Source organism: Flexivirga alba, assembly GCF_042661025.1.
GTDB classification, from domain to species: domain Bacteria; phylum Actinomycetota; class Actinomycetes; order Actinomycetales; family Dermatophilaceae; genus Flexivirga; species Flexivirga alba.
The window spans coordinates 2513589-2536926 of the sequence record NZ_JBHSWH010000001.1 but is presented as its reverse complement, the minus strand read 5'-3'; the positions used below and the strand labels follow the sequence as shown (position 1 = coordinate 2536926).

Below are 23338 nucleotides of genomic sequence, written 5' to 3'. Positions count from 1 at the left end.
GAGTGTCGGAGGGTGATGGGAAGCTAGGCGTGCGATGACTGACGACGTCCTGGAGCGCTTCTCCCCTGCCACGCGTGCGTGGTTCGAGGGGTCGTTCAGCGCGCCCACGCCGGCGCAGGTCGGAGCATGGGACGCGATCAGCAAGGGCAACCACACGCTGGTCGTGGCGCCGACCGGGTCGGGCAAGACACTGTCGGCATTCCTGTGGGCGATCGATCGTATGGCGGCAACACCGGCGCCCGACCAAGTCCTCAGACGCTGCCGGGTGCTCTACGTGTCACCGATGAAGGCGCTCGCCGTCGACGTGGAGCGCAACCTACGGTCGCCACTGGTCGGCATCCAGCACGCGGCCGACCGGCTCGGGGTGCCGAAGCCGGACGTCACGGTGTCGGTCCGGTCCGGCGACACGCCTGCGAATGAACGGCGCGCGTTCGCCCGGCGCCCGACCGACATTCTGATCACCACGCCCGAGTCGCTGTTCCTGCTGCTGACGTCCGCGGCTCGCGAAGCCCTCGCCGGTGTCGAGACGGTGATCATCGACGAGGTGCACGCGGTCGCCGGCACCAAGCGCGGAGCGCATCTGGCGCTCTCGCTGGAGCGGCTTGACGCCATACTCCCGAAACCGGCGCAGCGCATCGGGCTGTCCGCGACGGTGCGCCCGGTGGAAGAGGTGGGGCGATACCTGGCCGGTGGACGCCCGGTGACCACGGTGCAGCCGCCGGCCGAGAAGTCCTGGGACCTCGAGGTCGTCGTGCCGGTGGCGGACCTGACCGAGCTCGGCCGGGTGACCGACAATGTCACTGGACCTTCCGCGGATCCGGTTGAGCGAGCGTCGATCTGGCCGCACGTCGAGGAGCGCATCGTCGACCTCATCGCGCAACACCGATCCACGATCGTCTTCGCCAACTCGCGCCGACTGGCCGAGCGGTTGACCGCCCGGTTGAACGAGATCTGGGCCGAGCGGAACGAAGCGCCCGATGACCCGCCGGAAGGGTCGGAGGACGGTGCGGGGTCCCCGCGAAGTATCGGAGCGAGGGACGAGCGGAGAACTTCGTGGGGTGCAGGGGCACCGGCCCAAGTGATGGCGCAGGCAGGCCAATCCACCGGCGCACCAGGGGTTTTGGCGCGCGCACACCACGGGTCGGTCAGCAAGGAGCAACGCGGCGAGATCGAGGACGCACTGAAGTCCGGTCGGCTGCCGGCGGTCGTCGCGACGAGTTCGCTCGAACTCGGCATCGACATGGGGCTGGTCGATCTCGTGATACAGGTCGAGTCGCCGCCGAGCGTTGCGAGCGGCCTGCAGCGGGTCGGCCGCGCCGGACACCAGGTGGGCGCGGTAAGTCGCGGGGTACTTTTCCCGAAGTTCCGCGGCGACCTGGTGCAGACCTGCGTCGTGGTCGACCGGATGAAGGCCGGGATGATCGAATCCCTTGCGGTTCCTAACAATCCGGTCGATGTGCTGGCCCAGCAGATCGTCGCGATGTGCGCGTTGGACGACTGGTCGGTTGACGACCTCGAGCAGCTCACACAGCGGGCCGCGTCGTTCGCCAGCCTGCCGCGCAGCATCCTGGAGTCGGTGCTCGACATGCTTGCCGGCCGCTACCCGTCCGACGACTTCGCCGAGTTGCGACCCCGCATCGTGTGGGACCGCATCACCGGCACGCTCAGCGGTCGCCGCGGCGCACAGCGTCTCGCCGTCACCAGCGGCGGCACCATCCCCGATCGTGGCCTGTATGGCGTCTTCCTCGCCGCCGGCGAGGGGCCTGGCCGCCGGGTCGGTGAGCTCGACGAGGAGATGGTCTACGAGTCTCGTGTCGGAGACATCTTCACCCTCGGCACCACCAGTTGGCGGATCGAGGACATCACGCACGACCAGGTTCGGGTGACTCCGGCACCCGGCCAGCCGGGCAAGCTCCCGTTCTGGAAGGGAGACTCCCAAGGCCGTCCACTCGAACTCGGTGCAGCCGTAGGGCAATTCATCCGTGAGCTGATCGCGCTGCCGGACGAGGAAGCGCGGGCGCGAGTCCACGACACCGGCCTCGACCAGTGGGCCGCGGACAACCTCTTCGCCTACCTGCGCGAGCAGCAGGAGTCGACCGGACAGGTGCCGCACGACAAGGCGATCGTCATCGAGCGATTCCGCGACGAGCTCGGCGACTGGCGGGTCGTCGTCCATTCCCCGTATGGCGCACCGGTCCACGCACCGTGGGCGCTTGCCATCGCGGCCCGGATGCGCGAGCGCTTCGGGGTCGAGGTGCAGGCGATGCACGGCGACGACGGGATCGTGCTGCGGCTGCCCGACTCCGACCCGGAGACCGATGCCACCGCGGCAGCGCAGCTGGTTGAGTTGATCGTGCAGGACCCGGACGAGGTCGCGGAGATCGTGACGTCGGAGATCGGCGGATCTGCTTTGTTCGCAGCGAGATTCCGTGAGTGCGCGGCTCGCGCCCTGCTGCTGCCGCGGCGCAACCCGGGCCGACGACAGGCGCTGTGGCAGCAACGGCAACGCTCGGCACAACTGCTGGAAGTCGCGTCTCGCTTTCCGTCATTCCCGATCGTGCTGGAGGCCGTGCGCGAGTGCGTCCAGGACGTCTTCGACGTGCCGGGCCTGGTGCAGCTGATGCGGGACATCACCGCTCGCCGGATCAGGATCGTCCAGGTCGACACCACCAGCCCGTCGCCGTTCGCCACCAGCCTGCTCTTCGGCTACGTCGCCCAGTTCCTCTACGAAGGCGACTCGCCGCTGGCCGAACGACGTGCCGCTGCTCTCGCACTCGACCCGTCGCTGTTGGCCGATCTGCTCGGCACCGGCGAAGGTGCATCGCTGCGCGATCTGCTTGATTCCCAGGTGGTTTCGGAGGTTGAGCAGCAACTGCAACGACTGGTGCCCGAGCGGCACTCCCGCGACGCGGAGGACGTCGCCGATCTGGTGCGAGTCCTCGGCGTGCTCACCCAGGAGCAGATCGAGCAACGTACCCGCGAGGAGTCGCGCGCGGAGGTTGCCGGCTGGCTGCACGACCTGGTCGCCGCACGCCGGCTGATCGAAGTCCGCTGGTCCGACACCATCGGCTACGCCGCGATCGAGGACGCCGCCCGGCTGCGAGACGCACTCGGGCTGGCACTTCCGGCCGGCATACCGGCGGTTTTCCTGGAGCCCACCGAGGACCCGTTGGGCGAGCTGGTGGCGCGTTACGCGCGAACACATGCCCCGTTCCCGGAGACCGAGGTCGCCGCCGCGCTGGGGATCGGCCGCGCCGTCGCGCACGACACCTTGCGCCGTCTGGTGTCCAGCGGCCGATTGGTCGAGGGTGAGCTGCGCCCGACCGAGCTCGGCGGCGGCGTGCACGGTGTCGACTTCGCCGATCCGGAAGTTCTGCGCACCATCAAGCGGCGCTCGCTGGCGTCGCTGCGGGCCGAGGTCGAGCCGGTCCCTGCCGGGGACCTGGCGTCGTTCCTACCGGCTTGGCAGAACGTCGGCGGTGGCCTGCGCGGCACCGACGGACTGCTGCGAGCGATCGAGCAACTGTGCGGGGCCAGGGTGCCCGCAAGTGCTCTGGAGACGCTGATCCTGCCGGAGCGCGTTGCGTCATACCACCCGGGGATGCTGGACGAGCTGATGGCGGGCGGCGAGGTCGTCTGGCAAGGACACGCGGCGCTGCCCGGCGACGACGGTTGGGTGTCGCTGCACCTGACCGACACCGCACCACTGACGCTGGCCGCGCCGGACGACACTGTGGACCTCACGCCGGTGCACCAGGAGATGCTCACTGCCCTCGACAGCGGTGGCTCCTTCTTCTTCCGCGCCCTCGCCGACATGGTCAACACGACAGACGCCCGTAGCTCCGACGCCGAACTGCAGTCGCAGCTCTGGGACCTGATCTGGTCCGGGCGGGTCAGCGGTGACACGTTCGCGCCGCTTCGCGCGCTGTTGGCCGGTGGCCGAACGGCCCACAAGGCCCGCGCCCAAGGTCCACGACAGAGCCGGCACGGACGCATCGGTGCCGGGTTGCGCGGATCCCGCAGCGGCCTGGCACGCCCGACCTCGGCACAACGCTCCGCGCCACCGTCAGTATCCGGGCGATGGTCGCGACTGCCCTCGCTCGAAACAGACCAGACAGCAAGGGCTTTCGCACTCGCCGAGGTGCTGCTCGATCGCCACGGCATCGTCACTCGGGGAGCCGTGCAAGCGGAGTCGGTCACGGGTGGCTTTGCCACCGTCTACCGCGTGCTGGCCGCCGCCGAGGAGACCGGCCGAGTTCGCCGCGGCTATTTCATCGAGGGTCTGGGCGCCGCGCAGTTCGGCAGTGCCGGTGCCGTCGACCGCCTGCGCGCGGCCGGCAGGTCTGCGGCCACGCCACCACGTAACCCGTGGGACATCGCGCCCACCCAGCCCGACACTGCAACAGTGCTGGCCGCGGCCGACCCGGCGAACCCGTTCGGTGCAGCACTCCCCTGGCCGGACCGCGAGGGAGACGGCCCGGACCACCGGCCGAGTCGTCGGGCGGGTGCCATGGTCGTACTCGTGGAGGGCGAGCTGAGCCTCTTCGTGGAGCGCGGCGGTCGCAAGGTCCTGACGTTCACCGATGACTCCGGCCGACTGGCCGCAGCCGCCGCCGCTCTGGCACGAACCGTCGTGCTGCCGCCCGACAGCCGCGGCACGCCACGACTGCGCGGGCTCACCGTCGAGAGCATCGACGGCAAGCCCGCGCTGGGGTCGGACCATTTGTTGGCAGTTTCGTTGACCGACAACGGTTTTCACGTGACGCCCAAGGGGCTGCGCATCCGCCGTTAGCTAGTTCGACACGTCCCGGCGACGGAGGATGAAGCCGACCAGCGCCACACCGACCACGGCATACAGCACCAGGCGCAACGCCAACGAGACGCCCGTGACCGTCGCGGTCTCGGGGGCGATGACATACCGGAGCAGCAGCCCCGGGAACCAGTGCGAGCCGAACGACAGGTTGTCGCCGAGGACGTTCTCGATCGGTCCGGCCCACAGGATGCCCACGCCGAGACCGACAGCCACCGACCGGGTGAGGATGCCGATCAACGTGCCGAGCAATCCCCACCCGATCACGAAGACCATCACGCCGAGGTAGTCGTCGCCGGCCATCCGCAGCGAGGTGCCATTCAGCCAGGAGCCGGTGTCGATGCCCTGGCCGGGCGCCATGATGTATGCCGTCACCAGCCCGGCCACGAACAGCACCGCGACGATGACCGCGCTGATCGCGATCCGAGCACCGAAGGTGCCGGCCGCGAGGGTCAGGCGACGCGGCTGTTGCAACAGCGAAGCCCGCCAGGTGCCGCGTGCGAAGGATCCGGCACTCATGCCGACGAACACCGCGAGGATGAGCACCGAGGTGAACGCGGCGGCCGTCCGAACCGCCAGCGTGCCGCCGCCGGACTCGCCGAGCGCCTGGATGCTGATGCCAGCGGGCGCCCGCTGGGGGCGGTGTTGATCATGACGACCGTCAGCACGGCCGAATAGACAACGGTGGCCGACAACGCGATGAGCCAGATTCGCTTGCTGGACAACCGAATCCATTCCGCCACGAACGCGCGTGCTAGTGCCGGCGCGTTGGCCTTACGAGTCGAGGGGCTCAGCGACTCCACTTCAGTGCGGGCGGTCGTGCGTGTGCTCGTGTGCGTGCTCATGACCTGGTTCCTGTTCCGACCAGGTCGAGAACCCGGTCTTCAAGTGATTGCTTCTGGTGGTGCAGCTCGACGAGGTGGATCCCGCTCTCCGCCGCGTTGCGATTGATCCGGCCGGCCAGCAGGGCCGGGTCGACGTTTCCGACGTCGACGGCGAACCCATCCGTTCGGCGTTCGACGGTCAACCCCTGCGTGCTCAACATCCGGTGCAGTTCGTCGTCCTCCGCCGGACCGCCGCTGCGCAGCAGAATCACTTCGGGACGAGACGTCGGCAGCTCCGTCAGCGGCCCGGAGTAGCGCAAGCCGCCCTGGTCCAGCACGATCACCCGATCGCAGATGTGCTCCAGCTCGGCCAGCAGGTGCGAGGAGATCAGCACCGTTCGGCCGTCGGCCGCGATGCGCCGGACCATTGCCCGGATGTCGCGCATGCCAGCCGGGTCGACTCCGTTGGTCGGCTCGTCGAGGATCACCAGCTGGGGATCGCTCAGCAACGCGGCGCCGATGCCGAGCCGCTGCTTCATGCCGAGTGAGTATGACGAGAACGAATCCCCTTCTCGTCCTTGCAGACCCACCAACTCGAGCACATCCGGTATGCCGGACAGGTCGTGCCCTCCGAGCCGTGCGAAGTACTCCAGGTTGCCCTGCCCGGACAGGTTGCCGAAGAAGGCCGGGCCTTCGATCAGCGCACCAACCTGTGGCAGGTAGTCAGCCGGCCGGGACAGGTCGTGACCGAGGACTGTTCCGCGGCCAGCGCTCGGACGGACGAGGCCGAGCAGCATCGACATGATGGTGGTCTTGCCGGCACCGTTCGGGCCGATCAGCCCGGTGATCGAGCCGGCGGTGAGGTGCAGGTCGACATTGTCGACGACTGTGCGGCGGCCGTAGTTCTTGGTGAGGCCCTCCACCGCGACGACTTCGAATCCCGTGTGTGTGTTCATGACTCACACACTCCCGTGTCGCGGCCTCGCGCACATCGCGCCAGCGTGGAGATCGCCGTACGTCAGATGTTGAGGTCAGTCGGCGTCCAGGGTAGGTGGCTCGGCCAGGCCGTGCTGGTAAGCGATGACGACGAGCTGAGCGCGGTCCCGCGCGTGCACCTTCGTCATCGCGCGACTGACGTGGGTGCGCACCGTCGCCTGGCTGACGAACCACTGCCCGGCGATCTCGTCATTGGACAAGCCCTGCCCGACCAGCCCAACGACCTCGCGTTCACGTTCGGTGAGCAGGTCGGCAAGCGGCGACGTCGGCTGCTCACTTCGTCCGAGGCCGAGGCCGAGTCCGAGGCCGGTGTCGGCGCCGGGGTCCGAGGTCGCGAAGCGGGCGATCAGCCGGCGGGTGACGGTCGGCGACAACAGCGCATCTCCATCGGCCACCACCCGCACCGCACGAATCAACTCGTCCGGCTCGGTGTGCTTGACGAGGAACCCGCTGGCGCCGAATCGCAATGCCTGGAACACGTATTCGTCGAGATCGAAGGTCGTCAGCATCACCACGTGTACGGCGCTCAGGGCGGGGTCGTCGGTGATCTGCCGGGTCGCCTCCAGGCCGTCCATGTCCGGCATCCGGATGTCCATCAGCAGCACGTCCGGCAGCAGCTCGCGGGCGGCCGCGACCGCCTCACGTCCGGTGGTCACTTCGGCAACCACGTCAATGTCGTCTTCCAGGCCGATCAGCGTGGCGAAGCCACGGCGGACCAACGCCTGATCGTCGGCCACAACCACGCGTATCACGCTGTCTCCCAACGTGCTTCGACGAAGAAGCCACCGGACGGAAGAGGCCCATGTCGCAGCACGCCGTCGGTGGCGCGCACGCGCTCCGCCATACCGATCAGTCCGTGGCCGCCGCCCGGGGCTGCACCGTGCCGCCCGGCTCAGGCCCATCGTCGGCCAGTGCCACTCGAAATCCGTCCGGCTCTCTGCGCATCGACAGCTGCACGTGTGCCCCTGGTGCGTAGCGGACCGCGTTGGTGAGGCCCTCCTGCACCACCCGGTATGCCGCGCCTTGGACCGGCTCGGAAAGGTCGTTCAAGGGTTCCCGGTCGGCGTCGATGTGCAGCCCGGCCTCCCGCGCCCGCGAGACGAGTGCGTCGATCTCGTCCATCCCGGGCTGCGGTCGGGTCGGTGCGGACCCTGGCTCACGCAACGAACCGACGATCGAATTCAGGTCCGCGAGCGCATCGCGGCTGGCGATCCGTGCCGCCCGCGCGGCCTCCGCTGCCTCCTCGGGGCGGTCCTTCGCCAGCCGTTCAGCGAGTGCGGTCTGCACGGTGATCGCGGTCAGCGCGTGCGCGACACTGTCGTGCAGGTCCCGCGCCAGCTCCAGCTGTTGCTCGACGGCTGCTCGCTTCTGCTGTTGCTGCAACGCTTTCCGTCGCTCGAGCGTCCGGTCGGCTCTGGTCCGCAACCATTCGGCGAGGACCACCGCGGCGAAGCCCCAGCTCAGCACGATCGTCATCCGCACGACGGTGTCCTGCCCACCACCGAGGTACGCGCAGACGCAGACGACGACGATCGCCGTCGGTCCAAGCCATCGAGCGATCCGGCGCGGACCTTCGAAGCCGAAACAGAAGACACCGAGCGGCAGCAGGAAATAGGTCGGACCGTTGGGATACTGCAGCAGCAGATATCCGCCGATCGCCGCACACGGCACCAGCAGACTGACCAACGGCGACACTCGACGCGCGACCACCGCCGCGAGACCGACAAGACCGAGAGTGATCGCGAGGGCGTCGATGCCACGCTCAGTGCCGTGCTTGTCCAAGTGGCTCGCGGAGCCGACAACGGCCAGCGCGCCGATCGCCGCGAGCACATCGAGCAGGTGCCGCTGCCGCCACGGCGCGGCAACGGGTGCGGTGGTCTCGGTCATGCAGGTCAGCGTACGGAGCGGAGACGGCGCGCTCGTCATACCAGTGTTGAGATGATGCGAGACATGAGGAGGCGCCATGCCCGAAGGTGATGCGGTCCGCCGAGCGGCGACTCGGCTGGACCAAGCGTTGCGCGGCGAGCCGCTGGTCGGTTGTGAGTTGCGCTGGCCGAGCCTGGCCGACCGGTCACTGCACGGTATGACGACCGTCGAAATCGTCAGTCGCGGCAAGCACCTGTTGCACCGCCTCGATTCCGGTATGACGCTGCACAGCCACCTACGGATGGACGGCAGCTGGCGGGTGCGACCGACCCGGCAGATGACACCGAACGCGGTGCGCAGCAACAGTATTCGGGTGCTGCTCGCAACGACGGAGTGGACCGCGATCGGCTACCAACTGGGCATGCTCGACCTGCTGGACAGCCGCGACGAGCACCGCGTCGTCGGTCACCTCGGTCCCGACCTGCTCGGTGACGACTGGGATCCTGAGGTCGCTGCCGCAAGGCTGCGTCGGGACCCACATCGGCCGATCGGCGCCGCGTTGCTCGACCAACGCAATCTCGCCGGACTGGGCACGATCTGGACTACCGAGACGCTCTTCCACGAGCGGGTGAACCCATGGGCGGCGGTGGCGGACCTGCCGGACGCGACCCTCGATGCGTTGGTGGCCACGGCCCACCGGTTGCTGACGGCCGCGGCCGTGCGGGACCCGTTGACGACACGACATGCGGCATACGGGCGGGCGGGCGAACCGTGCCCCCGCTGTGGGCGGTTGCTGCGTGCCGGACCGATCGGCGAACCGCCGGTGCAGCGCACGCTGGGTTTTTGCGCCGGTTGTCAGGCCGGCCGGTAGATCACGCGGCGGAGGAAACGACCGCAGCAGGGTCGGGCACCGGCAGCGGCACCGGAGCCGCAAGGCCTTCGGCTGCGGCAAGTCGCTGCGAGACACTCAACAGTGCCTCCGACATCGGCACGCCAAGAGCGTCGCACACCGCGGCGAGCAGCTCCGAAGAAGCTTCCTTCTCACCGCGCTCGATCTCGGAGAGATAGCCGAGCGACAGCTGAGCGTCCCGCGCGACCTCGCGCAGGGTCCTGCCCTGCTCGCGACGGACACCGCGCAGCACGTCACCGAGCTCGCGACGGAGCAGAATCATGACGCCTCCCAGTGACCTCGACGGTTGCTCTGACAAATCAAGCTTAACGCCCTGCACCGACGGTTGCCCGGTGCGGAGTCGTCGAACCAACTCCACCCGACACAACGACCCCAGGGACTCCTACCATTCCTGGCCGCCCGAAACACACGTCGCCAATAGCTCCAGCACCGCCGTCACCGTCTGCTCACGGATGGCAGCCCGGTCCCCTGTCAGGTCGAGCATCCGCACTTCGTCCAGCGGGACACCGGGCGCGTCGTCCCAGGCCACGGCGATGAAGACCCGCCCCACGGGCACGTCGTCCTGCGGGTCCGGTCCCGCCACGCCGGTGGTCGCGATGCCGTGGGTGGCGCCCAGCAGCCGTCGGACGCCGTGCGCCATCTGCCGCGCGACCTCCGCCTGCACGGCGCCGCCGGACCGCAACAGGTGCGCGTCCACTCCGAGGACGCTCGCCTTCACGTCCGTCGCGTATGACGTGACGGACCCGCGAACCACCGCGCTTGCGCCGGGCACCGCGGTCAGCGCAGCACACACGAGTCCGCCGGTGAGCGACTCGGCCACCGCGATGGTGTCGCCATGACGGGAAAGCTCCGCGATCAGCTTTTCGTCCCTCACGAGTCTCAGGCCTTGCCGCCGCGGGCGGCGCGCCTGGCACGGCGGGCCTGGGAGCGTTCGCTGTTACGCCGCAACGTCGCAGCACGGAAGATGTAGTCGATGCCGGTCGCGACGGTGACCGCCAGCGCGGCCAGCATCACCACCCAGGCGACGATGTCGAACCAGCCGTTGATCGGGAGCAGGAAGAGCCCGATCGCGATGGCCTGCAGGAAGGTCTTCAGCTTGCCGCCACGGCTGGCGGGCAGCACGCCGTGCCGGATCACCAGCAGCCGCAGCACCGTGATGCCGACCTCGCGGATCAGGATGACCGCTGTCACCCACCACGGCAGGCGGCCGATGATCGACAGGCCGACGAGCGCCATACCCATGAGCGCCTTGTCGGCGATCGGGTCCATCATCTTGCCGAAGTCGGTCACCAGATTGCGGGAACGCGCCAAGTCGCCATCGATGCGGTCGGTGATCGAGGCGAGCACGAAGACGATGAACGCGCCGGTGCGGTAACCGGTTTCGTCACCGCCGTGCATCAACAGCAACCAGCCGAACACCGGGACCAGCGCGATGCGGAACATCGTCAATGCGTTGGCGATGTTCCAGTTGCTCACGCCGCTGCTCGGCGCGGACGCGGGATCCGGGAGCGGTGGCGCGATGAGTGGCTCACCGGCCGCCCGACGCCGCTCGAATTCGGCACGGCGGCGCTCGATCTCCTCGCGGGTCTGGACCCGGCGACGCTCGACGCCCTCACGTGCGGTCGGTCGCCCCTCTCGGCGCTCAGAACTCATGCAGGACTTGCTATCAGGTCGATGCCGAGGGTGCCGGTGACGGTCGCGGTCACGATGTCGCCGATCGCGACAGTGCCGGGAGCGACCGCGAGGATGGTCTCGCCGTCGACGTCGGGGCCTTGCTCGCCGGCGCGACCGCGGACCTCTCCGTCGTCGCCGTCGGCGAGACCGTCGGACTCGACGAGCACCTCGACGGTCTGCCCGATCCGGTCGGCGGCGCGTTGTTCGTTCAGTTGCTCGGCCAAAGTCTGGAAGTGCGCGAGCCGCTCGGCGACCTCACGGTCGGGCAGCTTCGCGTCATACGTCTCGGCCTCGGTGCCGTCCTCGTCGGAGTAGCCGAAGACGCCGACGACGTCGAGCTGCGCCTCGGTCAGGAAGCTCTCCAACTCCTCGAGGTCATGGTCGGTCTCGCCGGGGAATCCGACAATGACGTTGCTGCGGATCCCCGCGTATGGCGCCCGGCGCCGCACCTCCTGCAGCAACTGCAGGAACGACTCACGGTCGCCGAAGCGGCGCATCCGGCGCAGCAACGGGCCGCTGGCGTGCTGGAAGGAGATGTCGAAGTAGGGCACCACGCCCGGCGTCGACGTCATCACGTCGAGCAGGTCGGGGCGGATCTCGGCGGGCTGCAGATAGGACACACGAACCCGCGAAATCCCTTCTACCGCAGTGAGTTCCGGCAGCATCGTGTCGAGCAGCCGCAGGTCGCCGAGGTCCTTGCCGTATGACGTGGAGTTCTCCGAGACCAGGAACAACTCGCGCACGTCGTGCTGCCCGAGCCAGCGCGCTTCGGCCAGCACGTCGGACGGACGACGTGACACGAACGCACCACGGAAGGACGGGATGGCGCAGAACGCGCAGCGCCGGTCGCAACCGGACGCGATCTTCAGCGGCGCCCAGGGTCGGCCGTCGAGTCGGGCGCGGATCACCCGCGGCGACGAAGCCGGCGAGACGATCTCGACATCCTCGGGGCGCTGCACGTCGCCGTGACCGGGGGTGGCGACGTCATTCCCCTGCCGGTCGATCGGGCTGATCGGCAACAACTTTCGGCGGTCGGACGGCGTGTGCGAAGCAGGCGCGTGACCATCGAGCACCGCGCGCAGGTGGCTGGACATGTCGACATACGAATCGAATCCGAGCACTGCGTCGGCCTCGGGCAACTGCTCGGCGAGCTGTGCGCCATACCGCTCGGCGAGGCAGCCGACGGCGACGACGGCCTGGGTGCGGCCGTGCTCCTTCAGGTCGTTCGCCTCGAGCAGCGCGTCGATGGAGTCCTTCTTGGCCTGCTCGACGAACCCGCAGGTGTTGATGACCGCGACGTCGGCGTCCGCGGCGTCGTCGACGAGCGTCCAGCCCTCGCCGGCGAGGCGACCCGCCAGCTCCTCGGAGTCGACTTCGTTCCTGGCGCAGCCCAAAGTGACCAGAGCGACGCTGCGGGATTCCATGGGACCAACTGTATGGGACGGAGCACGCGACCCGAGACACCGTGATGTGATGGCGAGTATGGCGAACACCGACACCTCCACTTCTCTTGACCACGTGCGTGACCTCTTGGCGAAGCACCCGTTGATCGACGGGCACAACGACCTGCCGTGGGCGGCCCGTGATCTGGTGCGCTACGACTTCGACAAGCTCGACCTGGAGGCCGGGACCGCCGACCGCACACACCGACATCAAGCGGTTGCGGGAGGGATGTCTCGGCGGGCAGTTCTGGTCGGTCTACGTGCCGTCCAACCAACCGGGCAGCGAGGCGGTCACCCAGACGCTGGAGCAGATCGACGCCGTACACCAGCTGATCGGCCGGTGGCCCGAGACGTTCGGTCTGGCGCGGACCGCCGACGAGGTCGAGTCGGTCTTCGCGTCCGGCCGCATCGCGTCCCTGCTCGGCGCCGAGGGCGGGCAATCGATCGACAGTTCCCTCGCGACGCTGCGAATGCTCTACGTCCTGGGCGTGCGCTACATGACGCTCACTCACAACGACAACAACCCGTGGGCCGACTCGGCAACGGACGAGCCGGTGCATGACGGTCTCTCGCGGTTCGGTGTCGAGGTGGTGCGCGAGATGAACCGGATCGGCATGCTGGTCGACCTGTCGCACGTCAGCGCCGACACCATGCGGGCGGCGCTGGCAGCGTCTGAGTCGCCGGTCATCTTCAGCCACTCCTCGGCACGTGCGGTGTGCGACTCCCCGCGCAACGCCCCCGACGACGTCCTGGAGACGCTGCGCGACAAGAACGGCGTCATCATGTCGACCTTCGTGCCCGGCTTCGTGTCGCCGGCCTGTGCGGAGTGGCGCAAGAACGCCCAGGAGGCGGCACGCGATGCGGGCGTGGTGCCGACCGACGTCGCCAGCTTCCAGAAATTCGCCGAGCAGTGGGCCAAGCGGCACCCCGAGCCGGTCGCGACCCTGGATGACGTCGTCGCGCACTTCGTGCACATCCGCGACGTCGCGGGCATCGACCACCTCGGGGTCGGTGGCGACTACGACGGCGTCACGGTGCTCCCGGAAGGTATGGGCGACGTGTCGTCATACCCGAAGGTCTTCGCGGCGCTCGCCGACCTCGGCTGGTCCGACGACGACCTCGCCAAGGTCGCCGGCGGCAACGTGTTGCGGGTGCTGCGTGACGCCGAGGCGGTCGCGCGCGACCTGCAGACCACCCGTGGCCCCAGCGTCGCCACCATCGACGAGCTCGACAGCTGACGACCTGACGGCAGCTTCCTCCCCGTTATGCCAGGAGTGCGCCTGACCGCACTCCTGGCATAACGGGAGCTTGCGTTCAGCAGCGGCACAGCCGGTCGTACGCTCGTCGAACCTGTCGCATGAACGCCGTCGGCTTCAGCCGGAGGCCGAGTACCGGAATGCGTATGACGTTCTCCCCAGCGACGACTCGATCGTTCTGGCGTAGGGCATCGTCGACCGGATTCAATGCCAGCGCGTGGTGCCCGCCGTCGATCTCCACCACGAGACCCACGTCATCCCACGCGACATCGAGGTATACCCGCCCGTTGGGCCCCTGCCGGACCGCCTGACGAGTGGGCTCCGGTAGGCCGGCCCGGCGCGCCATACGAGCGAAGTCCAGCTCGCCGAGCGAATGGGCGCCGTTCGTGACGTCGCCGATGACAGCCGACAGAAAGGTATGCCGAGTCGATCGCTCCACGCCCCGCCATACCAGCTCGACGCGGGTCGGAGTCGTCAGCCGCTGCTGGAGCGGCAGACAGATCAGTAAGGTCGCCTGCCGATGGCTCGCCGCCCATTGAGCGGCGTGGATCGTGGCCACCTCAACGGCGACTCGGGGTATGCCCGAGGTCGCGACCGGTGCCGGTGCCCTGGGCAGATGCAACCGGACACCTTCCACCCGATGGTGCCGATTTCGCGCCGGCAACGATACGTCGATCACCGGCGATGTGAAGCCGGTCATTCCACCTGCCAGCAGTGCGCTCACTCCGTCCAGGCGAGATCCTGACCCGCTCTCCCACACCGCACGCCATCGCAAAGCGATCGGACTCAGCTCCGGCGAGCCGACCGCGACTGTATGTCGGCCGACCTTGAACCACCGTCCCGCGGCGACCTCGTTCCGCACTCCGAACCTGTCGATCCCGTGCCGGGCGAGCGTCAACCGGTGCACGACACCACCGCAGTCGGCGGCCAGATAGACCGCAATCGCCCGCCGGTCTGCTCCAGACGTCAGTGGCCGCCCCTCGACGACATAGCGGCTCATCTCGGCATCCGCGCTCATCGGGAGATCCTTGCGAATCCCGGTACGACACGTGTGCGGCCTGTGGATAACTCGTTGTCAGCGGCTCCAGCTATGCCAGGAGTGCGCCCCACCGCACTCTTGGCATACCCGCGACCGCACACCGCGTTAAGAACGCGTCAAGAAGCGCAAAAGCCTCGTCAACACGGCGGATTCGACCTCCTCGGCGGCGAACGCTGAGAGCCATGACCGAATATCTCGTCGCGGGTGTCATCGCATTCGCGCTCCTGGCCTACCTCGTGTACGCCCTCATCCGCCCGGACAAGTTCTGATGAGCGACGCAGCCGGCGGAGTGCTGACGATCGCGGTCCTGGTGGCCGCGCTCGCGGTGGTGCACGTGCCGCTGGGCGATTACATGGCGCGCGTTTTCACCAGCGACAAGGACCTGGCAGTCGAGCGAATCTTCTATCGCCTCAGCGGCATCGAGCCACGTTCGCAGCAACGCTGGACGCGGTATGCCGTGTCGGTGCTCGCGTTCTCGGCCGTCAGCGTCGTGATGCTGTGGGCCCTGTGCACCTGGCAGGGGCGACTGCCGCTCGACCGCGGCGCAACGATGGACTGGCACACGGCGATCAACACCGCGATCTCCTTCACCACCAACACCAACTGGCAGAGCTACGCCGGTGAGTCGGGCGCGAGCGCGCTCGTCCAGACCCTCGGCCTGGCCGTGCAGAACTTCGTTTCCGCGGCCGTCGGACTCGCCGTCGCGATCGCGCTGGTCCGCGGACTCGTCGCGCACCGGACCGGAGTGCTCGGCAACTTCTGGGTCGACCTCACCCGTGCCACGATTCGCATCCTGTTGCCGCTCGCGTTCATCGGCGCGCTCGTCCTGCTGGCGTCCGGCGTCATACAGGACCTGTCCGCGCCACAGGTCATCGACACGATCACCGGTGGCCACCAGACCATCGAGAGCGGTCTGGTCGCGAGCCAGGAGGCGATCAAGGAACTCGGCACGAACGGCGGCGGCTACTTCAACGCCAACTCCGCACACCCCTTCGAGAACCCCAACGGATTCAGCAATCTCTTCGAGATCTTCCTCATCCTGGTCATCCCGTTCTCATTGCCGCGCACCTACGGCCGGCTGGTCGGCGACAAGCGCCAGGGGTATGCCGTGCTCGGCTTCATGGCGTTCCTGTGGACCGCCATGCTCACGGTCATCACCTGGGCCGAAGTGGCGGCAGCTTCTTCGCCGACCGGTGCCATGGAAGGCAAGGAGGTCCGATTCGGCGTCTGGTCGTCCGCTTTGTTCGCCAACTCCACCACGGCCACCTCGACGGGTGCGGTCAACTCCTGGCACGAGTCGTTCAGCCCGATCGGCGGCGGCGGCGCACTGACCAACATGTTGCTCGGCGAGATCACCCCTGGCGGCGTCGGCTCCGGTTTGTATGGCGCCCTGGTCGTGGCCATCCTCGCGGTCTTCATCGCCGGTCTGATGGTCGGCCGAACCCCGGAGATCCTCGGAAAACAGGTGGGGCGCAAGGAAATAACGTATGCCGCGCTCTACTCGGTCACCACTCCGGCGCTCGTCCTACTGGGCACCGGTGCAGCGTTGCTGGTGTCGAGTGCCAAGGGCGCCATACTCGCGACCGGACCGCACGGGCTGACCGAGATCCTCTACGCCTACGCGTCGGCGTCGAACAACAACGGCTCAGCGTTCGGTGGCCTCAGCGCCGACCAGCCCTACCTCAACCTGACGCTCGCGGCGTGCATGCTGTTCGGCCGGTTCCTGCCGATCATCGCCATCCTGGCGCTGGCCGGTTCGTTCGCGACGCAACATCGGCGGCCCGCAACGGACGGCACCATGCCGACGCACACACCGCTCTTCGCCGGACTGATGGTCGGTGTCGCGTTGCTCGTCACCGGGCTCACTTTCCTACCTGTCCTCGCTCTCGGACCTCTCGCGGAGGCACTGTCATGACCGCCGGAATCGCTTCCAGCACAACCAGATCCAACAAACCAAGCAACAACGCCCCCACCATCTGGACCCAGGCTCTCGATGCCCTGCCCGGCGCCGCCGCAAAGATCGACCCCCGGCACCTGTGGCACCAGCCGGTCCTCTTCGTCGTCTGGGTCAGCGCTGCCCTCACCACGGTGCTCGCCTGCGTGCACCCGTCGTGGTTCTCCTGGCTCGTGGCGATCTGGTTGTGGGCGACGATCCTGTTCGCCAACCTCGCCGAGTCGGTCGCCGAGGGCCGCGGCAAGGCACAGGCCGACAGCCTCCGCCGGACGCGTGCCACCGCCACCGCCCGACGACTCACCGAAACCGGCGAGGAGGAGGTCCCGGCGGCCCTGTTACGACTCACCGACCGGGTCGTCGTGGAGGCCGGCCAGGTGATCCCCGGCGACGGAGATGTCGTGGAAGGTATTGCCACTGTTGATGAATCGGCCATCACCGGCGAATCCGCCCCGGTGATCCGAGAGGCGGGCGGCGACCGGTGTGCCGTCACCGGAGGAACGACGGTGCTGTCGGACCGGATCGTCATACAGATCACGGCGAAGCCGGGCGAGACCTTCATCGACCGGATGATCGCGCTTGTCGAGGGCGCCGAGCGCCAGAAGACGCCGAACGAGATCGCTCTCGGCATCCTGCTCACCGTGCTGACGATCATCTTCCTGCTCGCGGTCAGCACCATCCCGCCGTTCGCGGGTTGGGCGGGTCACCGGCCGAGTGTGCTGGTCCTAGTCGCGCTTCTGGTGTGCCTCATCCCGACGACGATCGGGGCGCTGCTCTCCGCGATCGGGATCGCAGGCATGGACCGGCTGGTGCAGCGCAACGTCCTCGCGATGTCCGGCCGCGCGGTCGAAGCCGCAGGCGATGTCTCCACCCTGCTGCTGGACAAGACCGGAACCATCACCCTCGGCAACCGGCAGGCCTCCGACATCGTCGCCATCGGCGGCAAGGACCTGACCGAAGTGAACCACTTCGCGCACCTGTCGTCGTTGGCCGACGAGACCCCAGAGGGCCGGTCGATCGTCACCTGGACCGCGGAACGCCTTGGTATGACGCTGGATTCGCCGACCGATGCCGTCGTCGTCCCTTTCACCGCGCAGACCCGGATGAGCGGTCTCGACCTGGCCGACGGCACGCAGTTGCGCAAGGGCGCTGCAGGATCGGTGTGTCGCCTGGTTCGCGAGTCCGGCGGCACCGGCGCCGACGAGGCCTCGACCGCGGCCGACCGCATCTCCGCCGCAGGTGGCACTCCCCTGGTCGTGGCCGTGGGGCGAACGGACGCGCCGATGGACGCGGTGGGCGTCATACACCTGAAGGACGTCATCAAGCCCGGTATGGCGGAACGGTTCGCGCAGCTGCGTCGGATGGGCATCCGCACGGTGATGATCACCGGCGACAATCCGTTGACAGCCAAGGCGATCGCCGACGAGGCGGGCGTCGACGACTTCCTGGCCGAGGCCACGCCCGAGGACAAGATGCGCCTGATCAAGAGCGAGCAGGAGGGTGGCCGACTCGTCGCGATGACCGGCGACGGCACCAACGACGCCCCGGCACTGGCCCAAGCGGACGTCGGCGTTGCGATGAACACCGGCACGTCGGCCGCCAAGGAGGCCGGCAACATGGTCGATCTCGACTCGGACCCGACCAAACTCATCGACATCGTGGCGATCGGCAAGCAACTGCTGATCACCCGCGGGGCCCTCACGACGTTCTCGATCGCCAACGACCTGGCGAAGTACTTCGCGATCATCCCGGCGATGTTCGTCGCGAGCTACCCCGGATTGTCCGATCTGAACATCATGCGATTGCACTCGTCGAACTCGGCAATCCTATCGGCGGTCATCTTCAACGCGCTCATCATCATCGCGCTGATCCCGTTGTCGCTGAAGGGTGTTCGCTATCGACCGTTACGAGCGGATCAGCTCCTTGCACGCAACATCTTGATCTACGGGCTCGGCGGCGTCATCGCCCCGTTCATCGGGATCAAGCTCATCGACCTCCTCATTCAGTTCCTCCCCGGGATGTGATCCAGATGGCTACCTCCTCCCTCACCATCGGCCGTCAGACGCTGGCCGCGCTGCGCCTCTTCCTCGTCCTGACCGTCCTGCTCGGCGTGCTCTACCCGGCAGCGGTCTGGGGCGTCGGACGAGTCGCGTTCCATGACCAGGCGACCGGATCGCGGATCCACTCCGGCGGCAAGGTCGTCGGATCGTCGCTGATCGGCCAGCAGTTCTCCGGCCCCACCTGGTTCCACGGACGGCCATCGGCCACCGACTACGCGGGCAACTCGAGCGCGGGTTCCAACCTCCCCGCGACGGACCACCGCCAGCAGGCAGCCGTTGCAGCACGCGAGAAAGCGCTGGCGAGCCTGCCTGGCACGGTCCCGCCCGACGCGCTCACCATGAGCGCGAGCGGCCTCGACCCGGACATCTCGCCGGCCTACGCGAAGTTGCAGGCACCCGGCGTGGCCACGGCTCGCGGCATCACCCTCGCCCGGGTCGACGCGCTGATCCACGCCGCGACCACCGGACGCGACGCCGGCTTCCTGGGCGAGCCGAAGGTCAACGTGCTGCAGCTGAATCTCTCGCTGCTGCAAGCTGCCGGAGGTCGGTGAGCCCCGATGACCCGCAGTGGCGACACACCGGGCCGGCCACGAGACAATCGGCGTATGACGCGCGGTCGGCTTCGCATCTACCTCGGTGCTGCCCCCGGCGTGGGCAAGACGGTCAAGATGCTGCAGGAAGGCCGCAGAAGGCAGCACCGTGGCACCGATGTCGTCGTCGGCATCGTCGAGACCCACGACCGGGCTTACACCGCCGAACAGCTCGAAGGCCTGGAAGTCGTTCCGCTGCAAGAGATTCAGCACGGCGGCACAACCATCCACGAGCTCGACGTGGACGCAGTTCTGCGGCGGCGCCCCGACGTCGTGCTCGTCGACGAGCTGGCACACCGCAAGATCGGCGGGCCGCGCGAACGACGCTGGCAGGACATCGATCGGTTGCTCGAGGCCGGCATCGACGTCCTGTCCACGGTCAACGTCCAGCATCTGGAGTCGTTGAACGACGCGGTCTTTCAGATCACCGGCGTCCGCCAACAAGAGACCGTGCCGGACGCGGTGGTCCGCGCCGCCGACCAGATCGAGCTCGTCGACATGACCCCGGAGGCCCTTCGCCGGCGTCTGGCACACGGTCACGTCTACCCGGCCGAGCGTGTCGACGCCGCCTTGGCCAACTACTTCCGCGGCGGCAACCTGTCGGCGCTGCGCGAGCTCGCGCTGCTCTGGACGGCCGACCGGGTGGACGAGGCGCTGGCCCGCTACCGCGACGATCACGACATCGAGTCGATCTGGCCGGTCCGTGAGCGTGTGGTCGTCGCCCTGACCGGCGGCCCCGAGCAGGAGACACTCCTACGTCGCGGAGCGCGCCTCGCCGGACGCGGCGCCGGTGGTGAGCTGTATGCCGTGCAGGTCCTGGCCGACTCGGGGCTGCGCGACGTCCGGCCCGAATCAGCTGCAATGACAAGGCAATTGGTGACCGAACTCGGCGGCACGATGCACATCGTCACCGGTTCCGACGTCGGTGAGGCGATCCTGGAGTTCGCCCGCGGGGTCAACGCCTCGCAGATCATCGTCGGTGCGTCCCGTCGAACCAGCCTGCAACGCATCTTCGGCCGGGGCGTGGGAGACACCGTGGTCGACGGGTCCGGCGACATCGACGTACTCATGGTGACTCACGAGCTGGCGCACGGCGGCCGACGTCCGGCGATCACCTGGGGAGGAGTCGGTCGCCCACGCGAGATCGGCGGCTGGCTGCTCGCCACCGTGGGTCTGGCGCTGCTGACAGCGTTGCTGGACGCCACGGACCCATGGCACGCACTGCCCCTCGAAGTGTTGATCTACCTCGCGTTCACTGTCCTCACCGCGATCGTCGGCGGCATCCGGCCCGGCGTCGCGACAGCAGTGTTGGCGAGCCTGGCGCTCAACTGGTTCTTCGCTCCCCCGACCGGAGCGTTCACGATCAATCAGCCGCAGAACGTGGCCGCGTTGATCGTCTTCCTCGTCGTCGCGGCATCCGTGGCCGCGGTGGTGCACCTCGCTGTCCGCCGGACCGCGCAATCGGTTGCTGCTGAATACGATTCACGGGTGCTCGCCGAGCTGACCCACTCGCTGCTGGCGGTGAAGGACCCGCTACCGGAGCTGCTGGAGCAGGCTCGGGACATCTTCTCCACAGGCGGTGCGGCCATCGTTCGGACGACTCGCACCGGCGTGCCCGGACAGCCGGTCATGGTCAGCGGCTCGGTCCCACTGGCCGACCTGGACGCACCGCTGAGTCGGGTGTCGATCGACGACGAGCACCAACTGGTGCTCGACGGCGATGTCGTCGATGCGAGCCAGCAGCGGCTGATGGAGGCCTATGCGAGCGTGGCGGCCGCCATACTCCACCGCAACGAGTTGGCGCGACAGGCGGCCGCGGCGGCAGGGCTGGCGAAGGACAACCGATCACGTGCTGCCTTGCTCGCGGCCGTGTCCCACGACCTGCGCACTCCGTTGTCGGCGATCAAGGCGGGGGTGTCCAGCCTGCGCAGCACCGACATACAGCTGTCCGCCGCCGATCAACGAGAGTTGCTGGAAACCATTGAGGGAGCTACCGATCGGCTCGACGGCCTGATCGAGAACCTGCTCGACATGTCACGCATCCAGTCGGGCAGCATCACGGCCCGCACCGATGACGTGCTGGTCGCCGATCTCCTCGCGATCACCCTGCGTTCGCTGAGCGCACCCGAACGCGTGCACGTCTGGCTCCCTGACCCCGAGATCAGCTGCGTTGCCGACACCGGCCTCGCCGAGCGGGTGCTGGCGAACCTGCTGGAGAACTCGCTGCGCTATTCCCCGGGTCGGCAGGAGGTCGTGCTGACCGGTGAGCGCCTCGGCAAGTGGGTCGAGATCCGGGTGATCGACCGCGGCCCGGGCGTGCCGGAGTCCCAGCGCACCGGCATCTTCGCGCCCTTCCAGCGGTATGGCGACAGTCCTCGCGGCGACGGGGTCGGCCTCGGACTCGCCGTTTCCAAGGGACTGACCGAGGCGATGGACGGCACACTGGAGGCCGAGGACACCCCTGGCGGCGGCCTCACCATGTGCGTGCGATTGCCGGTGACCGACCAAGGAGCGACCGGATGACGAAGGTTCTGGTGGTCGACGACGAGCCGGCCCTGGTGCGGACGCTCAGCATCAACCTGCGAGCCCGCGACTACGAGGTCACGCATGCCTTCGACGGTCGCACCGCACTGCAATGCATCGCCGAAGACGCTCCGGACGTGGTGGTGCTCGACCTCGGCCTGCCGGACATCGACGGCGTGGATGTCATCCGGCGGATTCGGCGCACCAGTGAGCTGCCGATCATCGTGCTGTCGGCCCGGCACGACTCCGACGACAAGGTCGAAGCACTCGACGAGGGCGCCGACGACTACGTCACCAAACCGTTCGGCATGGACGAGTTGCTCGCCCGGGTCCGTGCGGCGGTCCGCCGCCGGACCGTCAGCACCCCGCACGCGGATCCCGTCCGCACCGCGCACTTCGCACTCGACTTCCCCGAGCGAATCGCGCTGCGCGACGGGGCGCCGATGAGGCTGACGCCCACCGAGTGGCATTTGTTGGAAACATTGGCGATTCAGCCCGGACGTCTCGTGAGTCAGGCCGAGCTGCTGCGGGAGGTGTGGGGTCCGGGCTACGAGAAGGACACCCACTACCTGCGGGTGTATGTCGCAGGCCTACGGCGCAAGCTGGAGCCGGACCCCGCGGTGCCGCGCTATTTGCTCACGGACCCCGGCCAGGGTTACCGCTTCAACGTGTGACGGGCTTACGTCTCAGGGCATGCACGATGACCAGCACCAATGCCGCGACCCAGCCGAACATCACACCCCAGAGCACGCCGGTGTTGAGATCGCTCTGCCAGGCGGCGTTCTGTGACGAGCCGTGCCGCGCGATCACGCCGGCGACCGGACGGGCAACCCCTCCCGCGATGACCGACGCCATCCACGCTGCGAGGAAGAGCGCGAAACCTCCTGTGCCGGCGCGGGTCGACATCGCGGCGGCCATCATCAGCAGCACACTGATCACGAGGACGATCAGCACGCCGACGACGAACGCGGTCGTCAGGTCGCTGCCGCCGCCGGACGGCCACGGCAGCATGTTCAGGTGGTAGGTGATGAAACCGAGCGGCTTCGTCGGGTCGATGCTCGAGTGGTTCTTGAGGATCTGGTAGCCCGCGTATGACGAGGCAGCGGCGACGATCGTGGCGACGACCGCACCGATGATGGCTGCCGGGAAGCCGCCCGAGCCGCGGTCGGTCGGGAGCATCGGCGCAGCGTACGGCTGGGCCTGACCCGTCGGCCGGTAACCGCCGCCGGCCGGCGGATAGGCGCCACCACCCTGCTGCGGCTGCTGCTGCTGCTGGGGTCGATACGCGGATGGCGGCGTCGAATCACCTTGACCGGCAGGCCGATAGCGATCCCCGTCGCGATGGATCTCCCGGGTGCGATCGTCGTCGTCGGTCATTGTTCGCCCTTCACACGAGC

Annotated in this window: 19 protein-coding genes; 9 read left to right on the top strand and 10 right to left on the bottom strand. The window is 68.1% G+C overall.

Going from position 1 to position 23338, the window contains the following annotated elements:
- The first annotated feature begins 34 nt into the window (after positions 1-34).
- Positions 35-4792, top strand: a complete 4758-nt coding sequence (locus tag ACFQDH_RS12510; RefSeq protein WP_382401751.1) for an ATP-dependent helicase — start codon at positions 35-37, stop codon at positions 4790-4792.
- Here the strand turns inward: ACFQDH_RS12510 and ACFQDH_RS12505 are convergent, their stop codons facing one another.
- The 4 genes from ACFQDH_RS12505 to ACFQDH_RS12490 all read right to left on the bottom strand — a co-directional run bounded on the left by ACFQDH_RS12505 (position 4793) and on the right by ACFQDH_RS12490 (position 8517).
- Positions 4793-5545 carry a hypothetical protein gene (locus ACFQDH_RS12505; protein WP_382401749.1) on the bottom strand — a complete coding sequence of 251 codons (753 nt, stop codon included), beginning with the start codon at positions 5543-5545 and terminating at the stop codon, positions 4793-4795. It abuts the gene before it with no gap.
- A gap of 106 nt (positions 5546-5651) precedes the next feature.
- On the bottom strand, positions 5652-6590 hold the full coding sequence (locus ACFQDH_RS12500; RefSeq protein ID WP_382401747.1) for an ABC transporter ATP-binding protein: 939 nt from the start codon (positions 6588-6590) through the stop codon (positions 5652-5654).
- A gap of 75 nt (positions 6591-6665) precedes the next feature.
- Positions 6666-7382, bottom strand: a complete 717-nt coding sequence (locus tag ACFQDH_RS12495) for a response regulator transcription factor (RefSeq protein ID WP_382401745.1) — start codon at positions 7380-7382, stop codon at positions 6666-6668.
- 97 nt (positions 7383-7479) lie between these two features.
- Positions 7480-8517, bottom strand: a complete 1038-nt coding sequence (locus tag ACFQDH_RS12490) for a sensor histidine kinase (protein WP_382401743.1) — start codon at positions 8515-8517, stop codon at positions 7480-7482.
- A 76-nt stretch (positions 8518-8593) separates the two neighbouring features.
- On the opposite strand from ACFQDH_RS12490, the gene ACFQDH_RS12485 reads away from it, so the two are divergent.
- Complete coding sequence (locus ACFQDH_RS12485; RefSeq protein ID WP_382401741.1) at positions 8594-9367, top strand: Fpg/Nei family DNA glycosylase; 774 nt, start codon at positions 8594-8596, stop codon at positions 9365-9367.
- A 1-nt stretch (position 9368) separates the two neighbouring features.
- Here ACFQDH_RS12485 and ACFQDH_RS12480 read toward each other — a convergent pair whose 3' ends face one another.
- The 4 genes from ACFQDH_RS12480 to rimO form a co-directional block, all read right to left on the bottom strand.
- Entirely contained in the window at positions 9369-9668 is a 300-nt protein-coding gene (locus ACFQDH_RS12480; protein WP_382401740.1) for a helix-turn-helix domain-containing protein, read from the bottom strand.
- A gap of 120 nt (positions 9669-9788) precedes the next feature.
- The gene (locus ACFQDH_RS12475) at positions 9789-10280 is read right to left on the bottom strand and encodes a CinA family protein (protein WP_382401739.1); all 492 of its coding nucleotides are present in this window, start codon (positions 10278-10280) and stop codon (positions 9789-9791) included.
- Between the two features lie 5 nt (positions 10281-10285).
- Entirely contained in the window at positions 10286-11059 is a 774-nt protein-coding gene (gene pgsA / locus ACFQDH_RS12470) for a CDP-diacylglycerol--glycerol-3-phosphate 3-phosphatidyltransferase (protein ID WP_382401737.1), read from the bottom strand.
- On the bottom strand, positions 11056-12504 hold the full coding sequence (gene rimO / locus ACFQDH_RS12465) for a 30S ribosomal protein S12 methylthiotransferase RimO (RefSeq protein WP_382401735.1): 1449 nt from the start codon (positions 12502-12504) through the stop codon (positions 11056-11058). Before rimO ends, pgsA begins: the two co-directional genes overlap by 4 nt.
- Positions 12505-12740: 236 nt before the next feature.
- Between rimO and ACFQDH_RS12460 the strand changes: the two genes are divergently transcribed.
- Entirely contained in the window at positions 12741-13760 is a 1020-nt protein-coding gene (locus ACFQDH_RS12460) for a dipeptidase (protein WP_382401733.1), read from the top strand.
- Positions 13761-13836: 76 nt separating this feature from the next.
- On the opposite strand, the gene ACFQDH_RS12455 is transcribed toward ACFQDH_RS12460, so the two are convergent.
- On the bottom strand, positions 13837-14796 hold the full coding sequence (locus ACFQDH_RS12455) for a hypothetical protein (RefSeq protein ID WP_382401731.1): 960 nt from the start codon (positions 14794-14796) through the stop codon (positions 13837-13839).
- Positions 14797-14999: 203 nt separating this feature from the next.
- On the opposite strand from ACFQDH_RS12455, the gene kdpF reads away from it, so the two are divergent.
- The 6 genes from kdpF to ACFQDH_RS12425 are packed head-to-tail and all read left to right on the top strand — an operon-like array spanning position 15000 to position 22615.
- Positions 15000-15086 carry a K(+)-transporting ATPase subunit F gene (gene kdpF, locus ACFQDH_RS12450; RefSeq protein WP_382404858.1) on the top strand — a complete coding sequence of 29 codons (87 nt, stop codon included), beginning with the start codon at positions 15000-15002 and terminating at the stop codon, positions 15084-15086.
- A complete protein-coding gene (gene kdpA, locus ACFQDH_RS12445) occupies positions 15086-16732 on the top strand; it encodes a potassium-transporting ATPase subunit KdpA (RefSeq protein WP_382401729.1) in 1647 nt (548 codons plus the stop codon). The genes kdpF and kdpA overlap by 1 nt, the downstream gene beginning before the upstream one ends.
- Complete coding sequence (kdpB, locus tag ACFQDH_RS12440) at positions 16729-18792, top strand: potassium-transporting ATPase subunit KdpB (protein ID WP_382401727.1); 2064 nt, start codon at positions 16729-16731, stop codon at positions 18790-18792. The genes kdpA and kdpB overlap by 4 nt, the downstream gene beginning before the upstream one ends.
- Positions 18793-18797: 5 nt before the next feature.
- Positions 18798-19379 (top strand): potassium-transporting ATPase subunit KdpC, encoded by a 582-nt coding sequence (gene kdpC / locus ACFQDH_RS12435; protein ID WP_382401725.1) that lies wholly within the window; start codon positions 18798-18800, stop codon positions 19377-19379.
- Between the two features lie 54 nt (positions 19380-19433).
- The gene (locus tag ACFQDH_RS12430; RefSeq protein ID WP_382401723.1) at positions 19434-21941 is read left to right on the top strand and encodes an ATP-binding protein; all 2508 of its coding nucleotides are present in this window, start codon (positions 19434-19436) and stop codon (positions 21939-21941) included.
- Complete coding sequence (locus ACFQDH_RS12425; protein ID WP_382401721.1) at positions 21938-22615, top strand: response regulator transcription factor; 678 nt, start codon at positions 21938-21940, stop codon at positions 22613-22615. Before ACFQDH_RS12430 ends, ACFQDH_RS12425 begins: the two co-directional genes overlap by 4 nt.
- On the opposite strand, the gene ACFQDH_RS12420 is transcribed toward ACFQDH_RS12425, so the two are convergent.
- On the bottom strand, positions 22605-23318 hold the full coding sequence (locus ACFQDH_RS12420) for a hypothetical protein (RefSeq protein ID WP_382401719.1): 714 nt from the start codon (positions 23316-23318) through the stop codon (positions 22605-22607). The genes ACFQDH_RS12425 and ACFQDH_RS12420 overlap by 11 nt on opposite strands.
- Positions 23319-23338 lie beyond the last annotated feature (20 nt).